This is a genomic window from Pseudolabrys taiwanensis (assembly GCF_003367395.1).
Classification (GTDB): domain Bacteria; phylum Pseudomonadota; class Alphaproteobacteria; order Rhizobiales; family Xanthobacteraceae; genus Pseudolabrys; species Pseudolabrys taiwanensis.
In genome coordinates this window covers 1,146,616-1,164,201 of sequence record NZ_CP031417.1, presented here as the reverse complement: position 1 = coordinate 1,164,201, position 17,586 = coordinate 1,146,616, and the positions used below count along the sequence as shown (strand labels likewise).

The window sequence follows — 17,586 nt, the reverse complement described above, 5'->3', positions numbered from 1 at the left end:
GGAGACGATGAACTTTCAAGAGGCAATCAAATCCGGCTTCCGTAACTACCTGACCTTTTCCGGCCGGGCGCCACGCTCGGAGTTTTGGTTCTGGGTCTTGTTCGAGGTCCTGGTGTCGATCGTCGCCAACATCCTCGATGTGGCGATCTTTCCGTTCAGCGACGTATCGCCTCTCAACGCCATCGTTTCGGTCGCCCTGTTCCTGCCGAGCCTGGCGGTGTCAGTCCGCCGTCTGCACGATATCGACCGCACCGGCTGGTGGGTGCTCATCTCGCTCACCGTCATCGGCGTCGTGCTGCTGCTCATCTGGAACTGTCTGCGCGGCACCATCGGCGCCAATCGCTTCGGCCCCGATCCGCTGGCGGGTCAGGCCCCCTGACGGTATCGGCCGACGGCGCTCTTCCGTGAGCGCCGTTGGCGTCAGAACAATCGCCCGTATCAGATCGACATTTCCTGCTCGGTCGGCACGCGACCGTGCGGCGTCAACTGATTGACGACTTCGGGCAGGTGCTGGCTGAGACCGGCAAGAAGCTCATCGCGCGACATTCCGGTTTGTGCCGTCAGCGCATCGATGCGGTCGGCGCCCAGCGCATTCGCGAGATCGTCCGGCGAAATGGTCTGGTTCGGTTCGTTGCTGACCCAGGACTTCGCGACGTCGCCTTGGCCGCTCTGTTGAAGCTGCTTGAGCAAATCGTTCAGACCGCCGCTCAAAACGCTGCCGGCGGCGCCGCCTGCGAGCAGGCCGCCCAAACCGCCTTGCAATAAGTTGCCGAGGCCGCCCGCACCGCTGCCACCTAGCAAGCCGCCCAGGCCGCCGTTCAGCAGACTGCCAAGATCGCCGCCGCCTTGGCCCGGCGCCGCCGCAGGGCCGGCACTTTGATTAGCCGCCGCAGGGCCGGCACTTTGATTAGAGGTCGAAGGCGCAGCACCCGGCTGATTGGTGAAGTGCTTCACCGCCTTGTAAGCGAGCAGACCGAGGATCGCCATCGTGATCGGCGACATGCCGCCGCTTGCGGTATTAGGCTCTCTTTGGCCGCGCGGTCCATTCTGCATCCCGTTGAGCACATCAAGCAGACCCATAAGCGCCTCCTGTTGAAGGTTATGCAGAGTAGTTACCGCCTGTGTCAGGGCAATGGCACAGCGATGCGCGGGCCCAAAGCCGAGCCACGCGAAAAGTTCCCCGCTCTTTGAGAAATAATGGTCACGCGGAACGGGTACGGTCCGCTAGACTACTTACGATGTGGTCAGGACGGACGGACCAACATGAACATCATTTGGATAATCGTTATCGGGTTCATTGCCGGTGTGATCGCACGCTGGCTGACGCCCGGCCCCAATCCCATGGGTTTCATCGTCACGACCGTGCTCGGCATCGCCGGCGCGTTCGTTGCCACTTTCATCGGCCAGTCGATTGGCTGGTACCGCCTCGATCAAGGCGCCGGCTTGGTCGGCGCCACCGTGGGCGCCGTCATTGTCCTTTTCATCTGGAATCGGATCGCGGTGAAACGCCAAAGCTGAGCAACGCGAACTTAATCGACATCGTTTTCGTCGGCGTTTCGTTATGGCGGGCCGCACCGAGCGTCGTTCTGTCTGTCTGCGCGCTTATCACAAAGGAGAGGATCAATGAGCATCTTCGGAAACATCATGTCGGCGATTTTCGGATCGAGCAGCGCCAAAGCGGCGCAGCCCGCGGCGGCGCCAGCTTCGAGCGGCGGCGCGGCGGCAGGGACCGCGACCATGCCTCAGGTCGATGTCGCGGCGGTGCTGAGCGATATCGCATCCAAGAACAAGGAGAAGCTCGATTGGCGCAAGTCGATCGTCGACCTGATGAAGCTTCTCGGCTTGGACAGCAGCCTCTCGGCGCGCAAGGAGCTCGCCAAGGAACTGGGCTATACCGGCGACACGAACGACTCCGCCACCATGAACGTCTGGCTGCATAAGCAGGTCATGCAAAAGCTCGCCGAGAACGGCGGCAAGGTGCCGGACGATCTCAAGCACTGAGCGAACCGGCAGGCGAAGTCATCCGGCGCGGATCAGCTTGATGGCTTCGTCCTTGCCGAACAGATAGAGCAGGTGGCGCAGCGCTTCGCCCCGTTCGGTCTGTAGCTGGGGGTCGCGCGACAGGATCAGCGCCGCGTCGTCGCGCGCGGCGCCGAGATATTTGCCGTGCACCTCGAGGCGGGCGACGGCAAAGCCCGGCACGCCGCTTTGCCGCGTGCCGAGCAGATCGCCTTCGCCGCGCAGACGCAAATCCTCCTCGGCGATACGGAAGCCGTCTTCCGTCTCGCGCAGGATCGCGAGCCGCGCCTTGGCCGTTTCGCCGAGCGGCGCCTTGAACAGCAAGAGGCACGTCGATTTGCCGGTGCCGCGGCCGACGCGGCCGCGCAACTGATGGATCTGTGCGAGGCCGAAGCGCTCGGCGTGCTCGATGACGATGATGGTCGCTTCCGGCACGTCGACGCCGACCTCGATCACCGTGGTGGCGACGAGCAGCTGCGATTGCCCCGACGCAAAGCGCGCCATGGCGGCATCCTTGTCGGCGCCTTTCATCTGGCCGTGCACGAGATCGACCTTGTCGCCGAACTTCTGGCGCAGCTCCTCGTAGCGTTGCTGCGCGGCGGCCAGATCGCTCTTCTCGGATTCCTCGACCAGCGGGCAGACCCAGTAAGCGCGTTTGCCTTCGCCGATGGCGCGGCCGATGGCGTCCTCGACCTCTTCGAGGCGGTCGAGCGGCACCGTGCGGGTATCGATCGGCTGACGGCCGGCGGGCTTCTCGCGCAGTTCCGAGATGTCCATGTCGCCGAAGTAAGTGAGCACGAGCGTGCGCGGGATCGGCGTCGCGGTGAGCACGAGAACATCGACGGCGTCGCCCTTCTGCGTCAGCGCCAGGCGCTGGTGCACGCCGAAACGGTGCTGCTCGTCGACCACGGCCAGTGCGAGATCGTGGAAGGCGACGTCATCCTGGAACAGCGCATGCGTGCCGACGATAAGATCGAGGTCGCCGAGCACCAGGCGGTCGAGGATCTCCTTGCGCGTGGCGCCGCGCTCGCGGCCGGTGAGCAGCGCGACGCGGATACCGGCGGCTTCCGCCAGGGGCGCGATGGTCTTGAGATGCTGGCGAGCGAGGATCTCGGTCGGTGCCATGAAGGCCGCCTGCCGGCCGGCCTCGATCACGGTCGCGGCCGCCGAGAAAGCGACCACGGTCTTGCCCGAGCCGACATCGCCTTGCAGCAGCCGCAGCATGCGATGCGGCTTGGCGAGGTCGGTGGTGATGTCGTCGACCGCCTTCTGCTGCGAATGCGTCAGGGTGTAAGGCAGCGCCTTGAGGATGCGCGCGCGCAGGCGGCCTTCGCTGGACGTGCCGCGGCCGGCGATGCGGCGCATATGCGCGCGCACCAGAGCGAGCGCGAGCTGGCCGGCGAGCAGTTCGTCGTAAGCGAGCCTGATCCAGGCGAGGCTTTCGGGCGCGAGGTCGTGCGGCTCGTGCGGCCGGTGCACGGCGCGCAGCGCGTCGGCGAAGGCGGGCAGGCGCTCGCGCGACACCCAGGCCGCGTCCTGCCATTCCGGCAACGGCGGCAGTTTGCCGAGCGCGCCTTCCATGGCGCGGCGCACATTGCCGAGCGCCAGGCCTTCGGTCAGCGGATAGACCGGTTCGACCAGCGGCAGCGTCGCAAAGCCCTGCTCGTCGACGACGCGGTCGGGATGCACCATCTGCAACATGCCGTCGTAGAACTCCGCGGTGCCCGAGACGTAGCGCGTCTCGCCGACCGGCAGCAGCTTCTCGAGGTAGTCGGGCCGCGCGCTGAAATACGTGAGCGTCAGCGTGACGCCGGTGTCGTCGCTGGTGACGATGCGGTAGGGCGCGCGCGGCCGGTTGCGCGGCGCGGGGCGATGCTCCTCCACCTGCACGGCGACCGTGACGACCTGGCCGGGCAGAACCTCGTTCAGCTTCGGCCGCGCGCGGCGGTCGATGGCGCCCGTGGGCAGGTGCAGCAGCAGATCGACGACGCGCGGCATGTCGCGCTCGAGCAGCTTCGCGTACAGCCGCTCGAGCTTGGGACCGACGCCGGGCAGGCTGGTCACCGAGGCGAACAGGGGACTAAGGACAGCGGGACGCATGGATCAATCGACGCCGGTACCGGGGGTGCTGTAGGACTTAAGGCGAACGGTGATTCTAGGACACTTCTTCAGATTCGGGGGCAGGGTAAGGTGGTTGTACGGTCAGGTCTCGCACTCGTTTTCGCGTTGTTTTCCCTCCTGGCGCCGGCGCAGGCGCAGGACTATCCGAACCGGCCCATTACCATGGTCGTCGCCGCCGCGGCGGGCGGCCCGATCGACGTGTTCGGCCGCATCTTCGCGGAAAAGCTCTCCGACAAGCTCGGCCAGCGGGTCGTGATCGAGAACGTCGGCGGCGGCGGCGGCACCGTCGGCGGCCAGAAGGTCGCCCGCGCCACCCCCGACGGCTACACGGTGCTGCTCGGCACCGTCGCGACCCACACCAATCCGACGCTGCTCGTCGACAAGCCGCCTTACGACCCGGTCGCCGACTTCACGCCGGTGGCGCTGGTGTCGGAAATCCCGCTGGTGCTCATCACCCGCAAGGACTTCCCGGCCAATACGTTGAAGGAATTCGTCGCCTACGCCAAGGCGAACCAGAGCAAGATGAACTACGGCTCGGCCGGCGTCGGTTCCGCCGCGCATCTCGGCTGCGTGATGCTCGACAATGCGATGGGCACCCACATCCAGCACGTGCCGTATCGCGGCACGTCGCTGGCGATGCAAGACCTCGTCTCCGGCCGGCTCGACTTCCTGTGCGAGATTGCGGTGACCGCCGTGCAGAACATCAATGCCGGCACGGTGAAAGGCATCGCCGTGCTGTCGCCGAACCGCTCGCCGGTGCTGCCGAACATCCCGACCGCGGCGGAGGAGGGGCTTCCGTCCGTCCAGGCCTACACCTGGACCGCGCTGTTCCTGCCCAAGGACACGCCGGCCCCGATCGCCGCCAAGCTGCAGAAGGCCGCCGCGGAGACCATGGACACGCCCGGCCTGAAGGAGGAGATGGAGAAGCTCGCGGCGACCTTCGTTGCGCCGGAGCGGCGCTCGTCGGCCTATCTCGGCCAGTTCGTGAAAGACGAACTGACGAAGTGGGGCAACGCCATGCGCGCCAGCGGCGTCATCCCGAAGTAGCGACGCGCGCTGTCGAGGCGAACACGTCCTTGGCCGCGAACAAACCATTCAGGGCCGCCGGGAAACCGGCATAGACCGCCATCTGCATGATCACCTCGACGATTTCCTCGCGGCTCAAGCCGACGTTCAAGCCCGCTTCGATGTGAACCTTCAATTGCGGGGCCGCGTTGCCCATCGCCGTCAGGGCGGCGATGGTGGCAATCTCGCGGGCCCGCAGGTCGAGGCCGGGACGGCTGTAAATATCGCCGAACGGAAATTCGAGAATGTAGCGCGCGAAATCCGGAGCGATATCGGCCAAAGACGCGATGACCTTGTTGCCGGCCTCGCCATCAATTTCAGCGAGCGCGCGCTTGCCGCGTTCGAGGCGGCTTTCGCTGTTGTCTTGACCGTGCTGCGTCATGTTCTCCCGTCCTTTGTTGCAAGCCGGCGTAACCGGCGATCTTGGTGTCGAGGACAAGAAGACAGGCGTGCAGATCGGCCACATGAGCGCGGACGCGCTCGCGGTGCTGTTCGAGCAACTCGCGACGCTGCGCCTCGGTACCGGCGCCGCGTTGCCACAGGACCGCGTAACGCAGCATCTCTCGGATCGGCATTCCGGTCGTCTTCAAACGATCGAGAAATTCGATCCAACTCAGAATCGATGCGTCATAGTTTCTTTGACCCGATGGATCCCTGTACGCGCGGGGAACCAGCCCGATCCGCTCATAATAACGGATGGTGTGGGCCGATAGTCCTGATCGCTTCGCCAGTTCGCCAATCTTCACGAGCGCGTTCTTTCGCCACGACGCAGCCGAGGCTAGGGGTTAGAGCGCACTCTAAGTCAATAGACAAAAAGCGTCGCTCGTCCCTCATGCGCGGCGGCACCCGCGCTGGCGAGGTTATTCCGAAGCAGGCGCCCCCATCTCGCAGCGTCGCGCTTGCGCGGCGCTTTCGGCTGCCATATATCGGGCTTCGGTCGGCAGCTCACCGAGGCATCGCCACCCCTCCCGAGGGGCGCTAAACCTGCCATCTTCTCGTTTCGACTGACACCCTTATCCCGTGCCACGTCGCAAGCTGGCGATCACGACAGTCCTCATTGGACGCGGCACGTCGAGGATAAGCCATGTCGAGACAAGCCCTTCCGTTCTTCGCGGACGATGTATCCAACTTCGCGCGCGCCCTCAGGCGAGAGCTCACGCAATCGGACCAAGAGAATGCCGCTGCGCCCAGCCATCTGACCTTGCTGAACATGGTGGCGCGCGCCGGCGGCTACCAGAACTTCCAGCACTTCCGCGCCCAGGCGATGGCGCGCCAGCAGCTCGATCACGCGTCGCCGGGACCGGCCACGGAACCCGCCGACTTCGTCGCGGTCGGCCGCCTGGCGCGGTACTTCGACGGCGAGGGGCGTCTTGCCCGTTGGCCGTCCAAGTACAGCCATCGCGTGTTGTGCCTGTGGGTGTTGTGGTCGCGGCTCGAGCCCCGGCGCGTCTACACCGAGGCTGAGATCAATCGCGCGCTGGATGAGCAGCATCTGTTCGGTGACTACGCGCTGCTGCGGCGTGACCTGTGCGATGAGAGCCTCATGACGCGCACTGTCGATGGCCGGGAATACCGGCGTGTCGAGCAGACGCCGCCGGCCACGCCGCTCGCGTTGATCCGGCACCTTGCCCAGCGTCTGCCGGCGTAACCACACTGCGTCATGCCCGGCCTTGTGCGGGGCATCCACGGCTGCGGTCTCTTGTGTTTCGCCAAGAGGTGTGGATGGCCGCGACATAGGGGCATAGCCCGTCTTCGACGGGCTATGCCCGGCCATGACAAATCAAAAGGCGCACTCTATATAACGCCCGCCCGGCCCGTCCGGGTTTTCGGCGTTGGAGACAAGCGTGACCACAGGCACCCAGATTTCGAGTGAAGGGCTGGACCCGCGCCGGCGGCGGCTCTTGTTCCGTGCCTGGCATCGCGGCATCCGCGAGATGGACTACATCATCGGCCGCTTCGCCGACGCCCACCTGACCGTTCTGAACGATTCGGAACTCGACACGTTCGAGAGTTGGCTGGAAATCCCCGATCAGCAGATGTTCGCCTGGGTGAACGGCTCGGAGCCCACGCCGGCCGAGGTTGACGGCCCGCTGTTCCGGCGCCTCTGCGACTTCCACAGTAAAGGCCTGACGACCCCGTGACTGTTTCCGTGAAATCTCCCGCCGAGGCGCTCAAGCCCGGCAAGGCGCTGACTTTGGCGCAGGTCGCCGACGGCGCCGAAGGCCTGGTGCTGTCCGACCTCGCGCGTTCGATCGCCGCGAAGCCGAACGCACCCGCGATCTCGCTCGCTGTCGTCTGCCGCGACGGCCAGCGCATGGCGGCGCTGTCGCGCGCGCTGGCGTTCTTCGGGCCCGATCTCGAGATCATGGAGTTCCCGGCCTGGGACTGCTTGCCCTACGACCGCGTGTCGCCGAACGCCGCCGTGGTCGCGCAGCGCATGACGGCGCTGTCGCGTCTCGTGCGCACCAAGGGCCGCGATAAGCCGTCCGTTCTGCTGACCACCATCAACGCGGCGTCGCAGCGCGTGCCGGCGCGCGAATTCGTCGCGACGCATGCGCTCTCGGTCGCGCCCGGCAATGTCACGGGCATGGCCAGCATCGTCGAATGGCTCGAGCTCAATGGCTACCTGCGCGCCTCGACCGTGCGCGAGCCGGGCGAATACGCCGTGCGCGGCGGCATCCTCGATCTGTTTCCGCCGGGCATGGACATGCCGGTGCGGCTCGATTTCTTCGGCGACGCGCTTGAGACGATCAAGACCTTCGATCCGCAGACGCAGCTTTCCGAACTGCCGATGCGCGGGCTCGATCTCGTGCCGGTGGCGGAGTTCCAACTCGTCACCGAGACCATCCGCCGTTTCCGCACCGGTTACATCGAGCAGTTCGGCGTCGCGTCGCCCGACGATCTTCTCTACCAGTCGGTGAGCGAAGGCCGCCGCCATCCCGGCATGGAGCATTGGTTGCCGTTGTTCCAGACGTCGATGGAAACGCTGTTCGACTATCTGCCGGGCACGCCGCTGGCGCTCGAACATCTCGACGAGGACGCCGCGCACGAGCGCTTCGCGCAGATCGCCGACTATTACGATGCACGCGTCGAGGCGTTGAAGCAGGGCGTGCTGCCGCCCTACAAGCCGCTGCCGCCGAACAAGCTCTATCTCACGGAAGACGAATGGCGCGCTCAGCTCGACCGAGCGGCACGGGCGCGGCTCACGCCTTTCGCCGAGCCGGAAGGCGCCGGCGTCATCGATGTCGGCGCCCATGCCGGGCACAACTTCTCGGCCGAACGCAATGACCCCAAGGCCAATGTGTTCGAGGCGGTGGCCAAGCACGTGATGGGATTGCAGAGCGCCGGCAAGCGCGTCGCCATCGCCCTGTGGAGCGAAGGCGCGCGCGAGCGCATGTCGACCGTGCTCGGCGACCACAAGCTGCACAATCTGCAATCGGTTTCTTCCTGGCCGCAGGCTTTGGCGCTGCCCAAATCCATTATCGCGCTCGGCGTGCTCGGCATAGAAGCCGGATTCGAGACCGGCGACACCGCGATCATCAGCGAGCAGGACATCCTCGGCGACCGCCTGGTGCGGCCGCGCCGGGCGCAACGCCGCGCCGAGAACTTTATCGCCGAAGCGACCAGCCTCGCGCCGGGCGATCTCGTCGTGCACGTCGATCACGGCATCGGCCGTTTCGTCGGCCTGCAGGCGATCGAGGCTGCGGGCGCGCCGCACGACTGCCTCGAAATCCACTATGCCGATGCGGCCAAGCTGTATCTGCCGGTCGAGAACGTCGATCTTCTGTCGCGCTATGGCTCGGAAGAGACCAATGTCGAGCTCGACCGCCTAGGCGGCGGCAGCTGGCAGGCGCGCAAAGCCAAGATGAAGGCGCGCATCCTCGCCATCGCCGGCGATCTGATCAAGATCGCCGCCGAACGGCAGTTGCGCGAAGCGCCCAAGATCACCGTCACCCCCGGCGCCTATGACGAATTCTGCGCCGGCTTCCCTTACGAAGAGACCGAAGACCAACTCACTGCGATCGACGCGGCGCTTGGCGACCTCGCCAAGGGCCGGCCGATGGACCGGCTGGTGTGCGGCGACGTCGGCTTCGGCAAGACCGAAGTCGCGCTGCGCGCGGCATTCGACGTCGCCATCAACGGCAAGCAGGTGGCGGTCATCGTGCCGACGACCTTGCTCGCGCGGCAGCACTTCAAGACATTCTCCGAACGCTTCCGCGGCTTCCCGGTGAACGTGGCGCAGGCTTCGCGTCTGGTGACGGCCAAGGAGCTTGCCGAGACCAAAGCCGGCCTGGCCGCCGGTACCGTCGACATCGTCGTCGGCACGCACGCGCTGCTCGGCCGTGGCATCAAGTTCAAGGACCTCGGCCTGCTGATCGTCGACGAGGAGCAGCATTTCGGCGTCACCCACAAGGAGAAGCTCAAGACGTTGCGCTCCGAGGTGCACGTGCTGACGCTGTCGGCGACGCCGATCCCGCGCACCTTGCAACTCGCGCTCACCGGCGTGCGCGACCTGTCGATCATCGCGTCGCCGCCGGTCGATCGTCTGGCGGTGCGCACCTTCGTCTCGCCGTTCGATCCGGTCACGGTGCGGGAAGCGCTGTTGCGCGAGAAATACCGCGGCGGCCAGTCCTTCTATGTCTGTCCGCGCATCGAGGATCTCGCCGGCGCCAAGGACTTCCTGGAAAAGAACGTACCGGAAGTGCGCGTCGCCGTGGCGCACGGCCAGATGCCGCCGACCGTGCTCGACGACATCATGTCCGCCTTCTACGACGGCAAGTTCGACGTGCTGCTGTCGACCACCATCGTCGAGTCGGGCCTCGACATTCCGCGCGCGAACACCTTGATCGTGCATCGCGCCGACATGTTCGGTCTGTCGCAGCTCTATCAGCTGCGCGGCCGGGTGGGGCGCTCGAAGCTGCGCGCCTATGCGCTGTTCACGCTGCCGGCGCAGAAGTCGATCACGCCGCAGGCCGAGCGCCGCCTCAAGGTGCTGCAGTCGCTCGACACGCTCGGCGCCGGCTTCCAGGTGGCGACGCACGATCTTGACATCCGCGGCGCCGGCAACCTGCTCGGCGAAGAGCAGTCCGGCCACATCAAGGAAGTCGGCTTCGAGCTCTATCAGCAGATGTTGGAAGAGGCGGTGGCGAGCCTCAAGGCCGGCATCACCGCGCCGGTCGAGGACCGCTGGGCGCCGCAGATCACCATCGGCACGCCGCTGCTCATTCCGGAGGACTACGTCGCCGATCTGTCGGTGCGGCTCGCGCTGTATCGTCGTTTGGCCGATATGGACGAAGAGGGCGAGATCGACTCCTTCGCGGCCGAACTGGTCGACCGTTTCGGCAAATTGCCGAAGGAAGTCGACGCCCTGTTGCAGGTCGTCGGCATCAAGGCGCTGTCGCGCAAGGCCAATATCGAGAAGGTCGACGCCGGCCCGAAGGGCGTGGTGCTCGCCTTCCGCGACAATCAGTTCGCCAATCCGGAAGGTCTCATCGGCTTCATCCGCGAATACGGCCCCGACGCCAAGATCCGCAACGACAAGAACGGTCAGCGGCTGGTCCTGCTCGACGATTGGGAGACGCCGGAAGCGCGGCTAAAGGGCACGGCGGCCATCCTGCGGCGGCTGGCCAAGATCGCCGGGCAGGCCAAGGCGGCGTGATGCGATACCCCGTCCTGAGGAGCGTGCGCAGCACGCCTCTCGATGGACGAGGGCGCCGAGCCCCATCCCGCGAGACGCGGCCTGACGGCCCGTCCTCAGGATGAGGCAGGGCTAATGCGGCATCCTCAGCACCGGCTTGATCGTCGCGCCGGACACTGAATCCTCCGCCGCCTGATTGATGTCGGCGAGATCGTAAGTCGTGATCATCCGCTCGATCGGAAAGCGGCCGGCCATGATGTGGTCGGCGAGCAGCGGGATGAACTCTCGCGGCACGCTGTCGCCCTGGATGACGCCGCGCACGATGCGGCCCTGTTGCAGGAACGGCATTTCGAACGAAACGTCGGTGCCGTTGCGTGCGCTGCCGAGCACGATGCAGGCGCCGGCATACATCAGGCATTCGATCGCTTCGCGCGTCACCGTGGCGATCGCCGATGTGTCGATCGCGAAGCGAACGCCGCCGCCGGTGAGCTTGCGAATGTCGTCGACGACATTGACGCGGCCCGAGTGATCTATCACGTGCGTGGCGCCGAGCTCGCGTGCCAGTGCCAAGCGGTTCTGCCGCACGTCGACGGCGATGATCGGATCGCAGCCGGCGATCTTCGCCGCCATCAGCGCCGAGAGCCCCACGCCGCCGACGCCGAACACGGCAAGGCTGTCGCCCGGCTTGGGCCGGCACACATTGAGCACTGCCCCGGCGCCGGTCTGGCCGCCGCACGCGAGCGGCCCGAGGATATCGAGCGGCGCGTCATCGCGCACCTTCACCGCGAAGCGCTCGTTGGCAATGCTGAAGTTGCCGAAAGATGACTGCTGAAAGAACGAGCCGTAGATGGGCGCGCCGTCGAGGCTGTGCAGCGTCGAGCCGTCGGCGCGCGAGCCGCCCATCTTCAGTTCCTGAACCGTGAGGCAGTAGCTCTGGCGTTCGCCGATGCAATTCGGACACGTGCCGCAAAATGGGTACGACATCACCACGTGATCGCCGGGCCTGAACTTGGTGACGCCCTTGCCGATGGCGCGCACAATGCCGGCGCCTTCGTGGCCGAACACGGCGGGCAGGGGCGTGCCATAATAGCCGTCGCGGCCGTGCAGATCGGTCTGGCACATGCCGGAGGCGACGACCTCGACCAGCAGTTCATCGTCGCGCGGGTCGGTGAGATCGATCGTCTCGACCGCGAAGGCGCCGAAACGCTCGCGGGCGACGGCGGCGGTGATCTTCATGGCCGGTCTTATTCGGCGGCTTCCGCGCGCGCGATGCGCTCGATCGCCTCGGCGAGATACTCCGGTGACTGCGCGCCGGAAACGGCGAAGCGTCCGCCGAAGATGAAACAGGGCACGCCCTGGATGCCGGCCTCCTTGGCCGTTTCGGCTTCCCGTGTCACCTCTTCGACATCCAGCTCGCTGTTGAGCGCGGCGCGCACGTCTTCCGGATCGAGACCGATGTCGGCCGCGGCCTGGACCAGCACCGCCTCGTTGGTGAGGTCGGCGCCTTCCGTGAAATAGAGATCCATCAGCCGCTGCTTCATGTCGGCGGCCTTGCCGATGCCCGACGCCCAACGGATCAGCCGGTGCGCGTCGATCGTGTTCGGCTGGCTGCTGATCTTGTCGATCGCATAGACGAGCCCTTCCTGCGCGGCGGCGGCCGCGACGCGCTGGGCGATGTCCTTGTAGGCGGCCGGCGAGCCGAACTTGGTGGTGAGGTATTGCTCGCGCGAGATGCCCTCGCGCGGAATCCAGTCATTGAGGAAATACGGCCGCCAATGCACCTCGACCGGAATGTCCGGCTTCAAGGCGATCGCCTGTTCCAGCCGGCGTTTGCCGATGAAGCACCACGGGCAGACCACATCGGACACGACATCGATGCGGACAGGCGGACGGTCGGACATGGCGAGCTCCCTGTTGGAGCTAAGGTAGGACGCCCGCTACTCGGCCGCAACCATGCGGCTGCCCATGACGCGCTGCATCAGGCTGTCGATGGTATCACCGGTTTTCAGCGTGGCGAGCGTCACATTGGTGATGACGGTATCGCGCACGGCACCGCCCATGGCGTTCTTGAGCGCGCTGGCAATGCGGCGCACGACCACATGGGCCGCGCGCAGATCGGTGTGCGTGAAGGCGATCAGGATCGCGCCGTCTTCGTCGCGCGTCGCGAAGTCGATATCGCGAATGAGCTTCGTCACCAGCCGCGCCGTGTCCAGGCCGGCGCGCGCGTCGGGCATGCCTTCGAACGCGAAGCGCGCGATCGACAACGCCTGGCTGCGGTCGGCCGCGGCCTCGATCGCCTGCGCGAGATCCTGGCAGAAGGCCTCCGGCGCATGCAGGCCTGTCTCGGGATCGAACAGGCCGCCGGCTTCGAGCGACTTCAGCATGCGCTTGAGGCGTTCCTCGAAGGCATAGAGCCGCACCAGCGGCATCATGCGCGCGACGAGACGCGCCGGGTCGCCGTCGACGTGATCGATGTTCGGCAGCACGTCGGCGAACGTGCGCGAGACGTCGCCGATCACCGCCACCGGAATATCGCGGAAGCGCGTGTCCTGCGCGAGCACGGTGAGGAAAGCCTCTACCATGCGCGGCGAGAAGCCGTCGCCGACGACGATGCCGCTGATGTCGCGGGCGTTGAGATGCCGGGCCGCGGTTTCGACGCTCAGCGCACCGATCATCTTAACGCGTTCGCCCATGGCGACGCTGAGTCCCGGATAAAGCGGGCCGCGGCCGGCGATCAGCACGGTCGCGTCTTCGAGTGCATCGTGCTCCGGCAGGCCGAGCGAATTGCCGCCTTCGGAGACGAACAATTCGAGCCGGCGCAGCACGGTCTCGTGCAACGCGCGCACGCGCAGCGCCGATTGCAGGCGGCGCACCAGATGCGCGCGCGGCAGCGAGATATCGGCGGGCAGCGCGATCGGCAGCGCCGGCTCGCTGCCGGCATCGCACAGCGCCACCGTCGGCACGATCGGTCCCTGGGCGGTCGCGATCTGCAGGCAGAGCATGCGGGCCGCCGCCTCGCTCGGCGCCGGGCCGGGCTCGGCGATCACCACGGCCGCGGGCTTCACCGACACGAAGGCGGTCGGCGCGTCGGCCCAATTGGCTTCGACAATGGGGAAAGCGCCAGCGGCGCCCAAGGCTTCAACAACATCCGGCGCCGGCACCTCGGCGACGACGACCAGCGGACCCTGCAGCGACATGAACGCACGCTTACATGATAAGAACTAGGCGCAACTCTAACGGAGCGCCTGTTAATGCCGCGTCAACGACGTTGGACGATGGCGATCAGGCGGCGTCCGCCGTCTTGCGCCGGCGGAAGGCACCGGACACAAGCGGGTTGAAGCCCAAAGCCTGCAGGAAAGCGCTGGTACGATCGCGGCCATGGCCGGCGAGGCGCTGGCCGAGCAGGGCGTCCGGCACCGTCGTCAGCGTGGCCTGCGCGTCCACTTTCACCACCCGCGCCTCGATCTCGGCGGCGCGGAAGCTGTAGCCGCCGACACTCGCCAAGCCGTCGGCGGTGCCGGTGATGACAACGCTCTCGCCGTCCTCGGTGGGCCGGCAGATAAAGCCCGTGCGCACGAAGCCATCTTCTTCGGGCGCGAAGAACGCGCTCCCGCTTCCCTCGATGCCGGGCGGGAAGGCCGCCTTGGGCACCATGGTCCCTCGGACCGCCAAAGTGCCGGCTTTGGTGCGCATCGTCTCAAGGACCGTCGGGCCGCGGCCGGCACCGCGCGGCGCATGCACCACGCCGAGCGGGATGGCGGCAGGCATACCGTCATCGCCGCGCCTGCCGGCGCAGACCGCGATATCGCCGAAACAGGCGATGTCGGTCACGGCCGCCGCGCCTTCCCAGGGCGTCGCCGTCGCCATGCGCTCCGGCGTGCGCCACAGCGACAGGACGTGCCAGAACCCTTCCAACTCTCCCGTCTCGGCCAGCGGTGTGAGAACCGGGCCCGGCACGACAAGCGCGCCGCCGTCAACGGCCGCGCACTGCGCCGCGAAAGCCTCTTCGTCGAAGCCGTGATGCAGATGCAAAGTGCCGCCGCTCAACAGCCAGGGCATCAGCGTCGCGCAGAGGCCGCCGAAGGTCGATGCCGGAATGGTCGACAGCAAAGCGACGTCCGAGGGCAGGCCGCTTTCGAGGAAAACGGCGAGGCCGCCCGCGATCAGTTCGGCGTGATTGCGCGCCAGCGCGGCGTAGCCCTGCGAGCCGACTTCGAAGGTGATGACCGCGACATGCGCCGCCGGATGCTCGATCCGCGACGCGTCGACAAGCTCGCCGGGCGCGGACTCGAACACATCGTCGAGCGGCACCACGCCGTCAGGCAGATCGCTGCCGAACGAGCAGACATGGCGCACCGGAAACAGCTCGGCCGCAACGTGCATGGCGATCTCGACATGCGCATAGGCGCCAATGCGGCCGGTGGTGATGACCGCCTTGGGACCGAGCGGCAGCAGCGCGTTCACCATCTCCTGCTGACGCCACAGCACCGGCAGCGGCACCGCGATCATCCCGGCGCGCAGCACGCCGAGCAGCGCGATGATGCTTTCGACCGTGTTGCCGAGTTGGATGGCGACGATGGAGTCGTTCATCAGCCCGAGGCCGCGCAGGCGCGCCGCTACGCCAGAGATCGCACGGTCGGCTTCGGCAAAGGTCAGCCGGCGCGGCGCACGGTCGGCGCGGTTCGGCGCATCGCACAGCGCCAGAACGTCCGGCCGGCGCACGCCCGCGCGGCGGAAAAGACCGTCGAGCGTGTCGAGATCGGTATCGACCGAAGCGCCGTCGCCCAGGATCATGCGGACACCCTCATTGCACGGCCCCCTTCGCCCACCACGTCTCCGGCAAATAGCCGAACAGCGACGTGCGCTCGGGATGCGCGATCTTCGACCAGCGCGCGACCCATTGCACCGGCGGATAGTAAAGCGGGATTACATAGAAGCCCGACAGCAGCACGCGATCGAGCGCGCGCGTCGCCGCGACGAAGTCCTCGCGCGTCGTGGCGCTGAGCATCGCGGCGATCATGGTGTCCACGGCTTTCGATTTGACGCCCATGTAATTGCGGCTGCCTTGTTGATCGGCCGCCGCCGAGCCCCAATAGAAGAACTGTTCGTTGCCGGGGGAGAGCGATTGCTCCCAACGATATTCCATCATGTCGAAATCGAAGGCGATGCGCCGCCGCTCGAATTGCGTCGCGTCCACCGTGCGCACTCGCGCCTCGATGCCGGCACGCTTGAGGCTGCGGCTATAAGCGAGCGCGAGCCGCTCCTGATCGCGCGTCGTCGTGAGGATTTCGAAACTGAAAGGCCGGCCGCTTGCCTTGTGCACGAGTTCGGTGCCTTTGAGGGCGTAGCCTGCCTCGGCGAACAACGCGAAGGCCCGCCGTAACGTCGAACGGTCGCGTCCCGAGCCGTCGGTCACCGGCGGCGCCCAGGTGCCCTGCATGATGTCGTCGCGCACCGTGCCGGGGAACGGCGCGAGCAGTTCGCGCTCACGCGCATTCGCCGGATGGCCGTGGGCGGAGAGATCGCAGCCGTCGAAATAGCTGGCCGTGCGCTTATAGAGATCGAAGAAATAGGTGTGATTGATCCACTCGAAATCGAAGAGTTGGAGCAAGGCCTCGCGCACGCGCACATCGGCAAAGAGCGGCCGGCGCGTGTTGAAGGTGAGGCCCTGCATGCCCTTGGGCAGACCGTAGGGGAATTCCTCCTTGAGCGCGCGGCCATCCCGCAGCGCGGGAAAATCGTAAGCCGTCCGCCAGCGCCCGGGATCAGTCTCGACACGCACGTCGTAGAGACCTTTCTTGAAGGCTTCGAAATGCGTGTTGCCGTCGCGATAGTAATCGACGCGGATCTGATCGAAATTCCACAGGCCGCGGTTGATCGGCAGATCGCGGCCCCAATAGTTCGGGTTGCGCTTGAAGGTCACGCTCTCGCCGGGCCGCACGGCGCTCACCGTGTAAGGACCGCTGCCGAGGAGGGGCGTAAAGCTCGTATCCTCGAACGTCGCCGGATCGACGGCATGTTTCGCGATGATCGGCATCAGCCCGATGATCAGCGGCAGTTCGCGATCGTCCGCGGCCGACAGATCGAAGCGCACGGTGCGCTCGTCGAGCGCTTCCACCTTGCTCGCCTTGGCATAATAGAGCCGGAAGTTGGGGCGGCCGCGATCGCGCAAGGTCTCCCAGGAAAAGATGATGTCGGCCGGCGTCACCGGTCTGCCGTCGGCAAAGCGTGCCGCGGGGTTGAGCCGAAACGTGACGTAGGTCCGCGCGTCGTCCGTCTCGACGCTCTCGGCCAGCAATCCATAGAGCGTGAACGGCTCGTCATAGCCGCGCGCAAGCAGGCTCTCGATCACATAGCCGCGCATATAGGCGGCCGGGATGCCCTTCACGATGAACGGATTGAGACTGTCAAATGTACCGAGCACGCCTTGAACGAGCTGGCCGCCTTTCGGCGCCGCCGGATTGGCGTAAGTCGGCGCGGAAAAGTCCGAGGGCCAAGCCGGCGCGCCGTGCATCGCGATGGCATGGTTCGCGCGCGGCGAGGCGGCGACGCCACCGAACGGACAGGCCGCCGCCAGCGTCCCGAGCACGACTGTGCGCCGCGACAAATGCCACGGCGCCGCATCCTTGGAGAGGAGATCGAGCGCGTACACGAGGGTCGATTGCGATTCGTTTCCGATGGTCCGAATTTATCACAGGGGCCGCTGGCGAATGGTCATTTTCGCCCCATTCGTGGCTTTATCG

The 17,586-nt window shown here is 66.2% G+C and carries 16 protein-coding genes; 7 read left to right on the top strand and 9 right to left on the bottom strand.

Annotation, left to right across the window (positions count from 1 at the left end; genetic code table 11):
• The first annotated feature begins 7 nt into the window (after positions 1 to 7).
• Positions 8 to 379, top strand: a complete 372-nt coding sequence (locus DW352_RS05560) for a DUF805 domain-containing protein (RefSeq protein WP_115689290.1) — start codon at positions 8 to 10, stop codon at positions 377 to 379.
• A 59-nt stretch (positions 380 to 438) separates the two neighbouring features.
• Here the strand turns inward: DW352_RS05560 and DW352_RS05555 are convergent, their stop codons facing one another.
• Complete coding sequence (locus tag DW352_RS05555) at positions 439 to 1,080, bottom strand: YidB family protein (RefSeq protein ID WP_115689288.1); 642 nt, start codon at positions 1,078 to 1,080, stop codon at positions 439 to 441.
• 183 nt (positions 1,081 to 1,263) lie between these two features.
• Between DW352_RS05555 and DW352_RS05550 the strand changes: the two genes are divergently transcribed.
• Complete coding sequence (locus DW352_RS05550; protein WP_115689286.1) at positions 1,264 to 1,518, top strand: GlsB/YeaQ/YmgE family stress response membrane protein; 255 nt, start codon at positions 1,264 to 1,266, stop codon at positions 1,516 to 1,518.
• 105 nt (positions 1,519 to 1,623) lie between these two features.
• Positions 1,624 to 2,001, top strand: coding sequence for a DUF3597 domain-containing protein (locus DW352_RS05545; RefSeq protein ID WP_115689284.1), 378 nt, complete (start codon positions 1,624 to 1,626; stop codon positions 1,999 to 2,001).
• Positions 2,002 to 2,019: 18 nt separating this feature from the next.
• Here DW352_RS05545 and recG read toward each other — a convergent pair whose 3' ends face one another.
• Entirely contained in the window at positions 2,020 to 4,119 is a 2,100-nt protein-coding gene (gene recG / locus DW352_RS05540; RefSeq protein ID WP_115689282.1) for an ATP-dependent DNA helicase RecG, read from the bottom strand.
• Positions 4,120 to 4,209: 90 nt separating this feature from the next.
• Here recG and DW352_RS05535 point away from each other — a divergent pair, with 90 nt between their 5' ends.
• The gene (locus DW352_RS05535; RefSeq protein ID WP_162826801.1) at positions 4,210 to 5,187 is read left to right on the top strand and encodes a Bug family tripartite tricarboxylate transporter substrate binding protein; all 978 of its coding nucleotides are present in this window, start codon (positions 4,210 to 4,212) and stop codon (positions 5,185 to 5,187) included.
• On the opposite strand, the gene DW352_RS05530 is transcribed toward DW352_RS05535, so the two are convergent.
• Together DW352_RS05530 and DW352_RS05525 are read right to left on the bottom strand one after the other, a co-directional pair.
• Entirely contained in the window at positions 5,174 to 5,587 is a 414-nt protein-coding gene (locus tag DW352_RS05530) for a carboxymuconolactone decarboxylase family protein (RefSeq protein ID WP_115689278.1), read from the bottom strand. The genes DW352_RS05535 and DW352_RS05530 overlap by 14 nt on opposite strands.
• Positions 5,523 to 5,951, bottom strand: coding sequence for a MerR family transcriptional regulator (locus DW352_RS05525; RefSeq protein ID WP_115689276.1), 429 nt, complete (start codon positions 5,949 to 5,951; stop codon positions 5,523 to 5,525). Before DW352_RS05525 ends, DW352_RS05530 begins: the two co-directional genes overlap by 65 nt.
• A gap of 338 nt (positions 5,952 to 6,289) precedes the next feature.
• On the opposite strand from DW352_RS05525, the gene DW352_RS05520 reads away from it, so the two are divergent.
• The 3 genes from DW352_RS05520 (at position 6,290) to mfd (ending at position 10,864) form a co-directional block, all read left to right on the top strand.
• Entirely contained in the window at positions 6,290 to 6,853 is a 564-nt protein-coding gene (locus DW352_RS05520) for a DUF2087 domain-containing protein (protein WP_115689274.1), read from the top strand.
• Positions 6,854 to 7,049: 196 nt separating this feature from the next.
• Positions 7,050 to 7,346 carry an FAD assembly factor SdhE gene (locus tag DW352_RS05515; protein ID WP_245434329.1) on the top strand — a complete coding sequence of 99 codons (297 nt, stop codon included), beginning with the start codon at positions 7,050 to 7,052 and terminating at the stop codon, positions 7,344 to 7,346.
• A complete protein-coding gene (gene mfd / locus DW352_RS05510) occupies positions 7,343 to 10,864 on the top strand; it encodes a transcription-repair coupling factor (RefSeq protein WP_115689272.1) in 3,522 nt (1,173 codons plus the stop codon). Before DW352_RS05515 ends, mfd begins: the two co-directional genes overlap by 4 nt.
• A 111-nt stretch (positions 10,865 to 10,975) precedes the next feature.
• Here the strand turns inward: mfd and DW352_RS05505 are convergent, their stop codons facing one another.
• From DW352_RS05505 to DW352_RS05485, 5 genes are all read right to left on the bottom strand, one after another.
• Positions 10,976 to 12,079, bottom strand: coding sequence for an NAD(P)-dependent alcohol dehydrogenase (locus tag DW352_RS05505; RefSeq protein WP_115689270.1), 1,104 nt, complete (start codon positions 12,077 to 12,079; stop codon positions 10,976 to 10,978).
• A gap of 8 nt (positions 12,080 to 12,087) precedes the next feature.
• Positions 12,088 to 12,744, bottom strand: a complete 657-nt coding sequence (locus DW352_RS05500; RefSeq protein WP_115689268.1) for a DsbA family oxidoreductase — start codon at positions 12,742 to 12,744, stop codon at positions 12,088 to 12,090.
• 36 nt (positions 12,745 to 12,780) lie between these two features.
• A complete protein-coding gene (locus tag DW352_RS05495; protein WP_115689266.1) occupies positions 12,781 to 14,040 on the bottom strand; it encodes a PleD family two-component system response regulator in 1,260 nt (419 codons plus the stop codon).
• A gap of 85 nt (positions 14,041 to 14,125) precedes the next feature.
• Positions 14,126 to 15,637, bottom strand: coding sequence for an AMP-binding protein (locus DW352_RS05490; protein WP_115689264.1), 1,512 nt, complete (start codon positions 15,635 to 15,637; stop codon positions 14,126 to 14,128).
• 10 nt (positions 15,638 to 15,647) lie between these two features.
• Complete coding sequence (locus DW352_RS05485) at positions 15,648 to 17,357, bottom strand: extracellular solute-binding protein (protein WP_115694250.1); 1,710 nt, start codon at positions 17,355 to 17,357, stop codon at positions 15,648 to 15,650.
• Positions 17,358 to 17,586 lie beyond the last annotated feature (229 nt).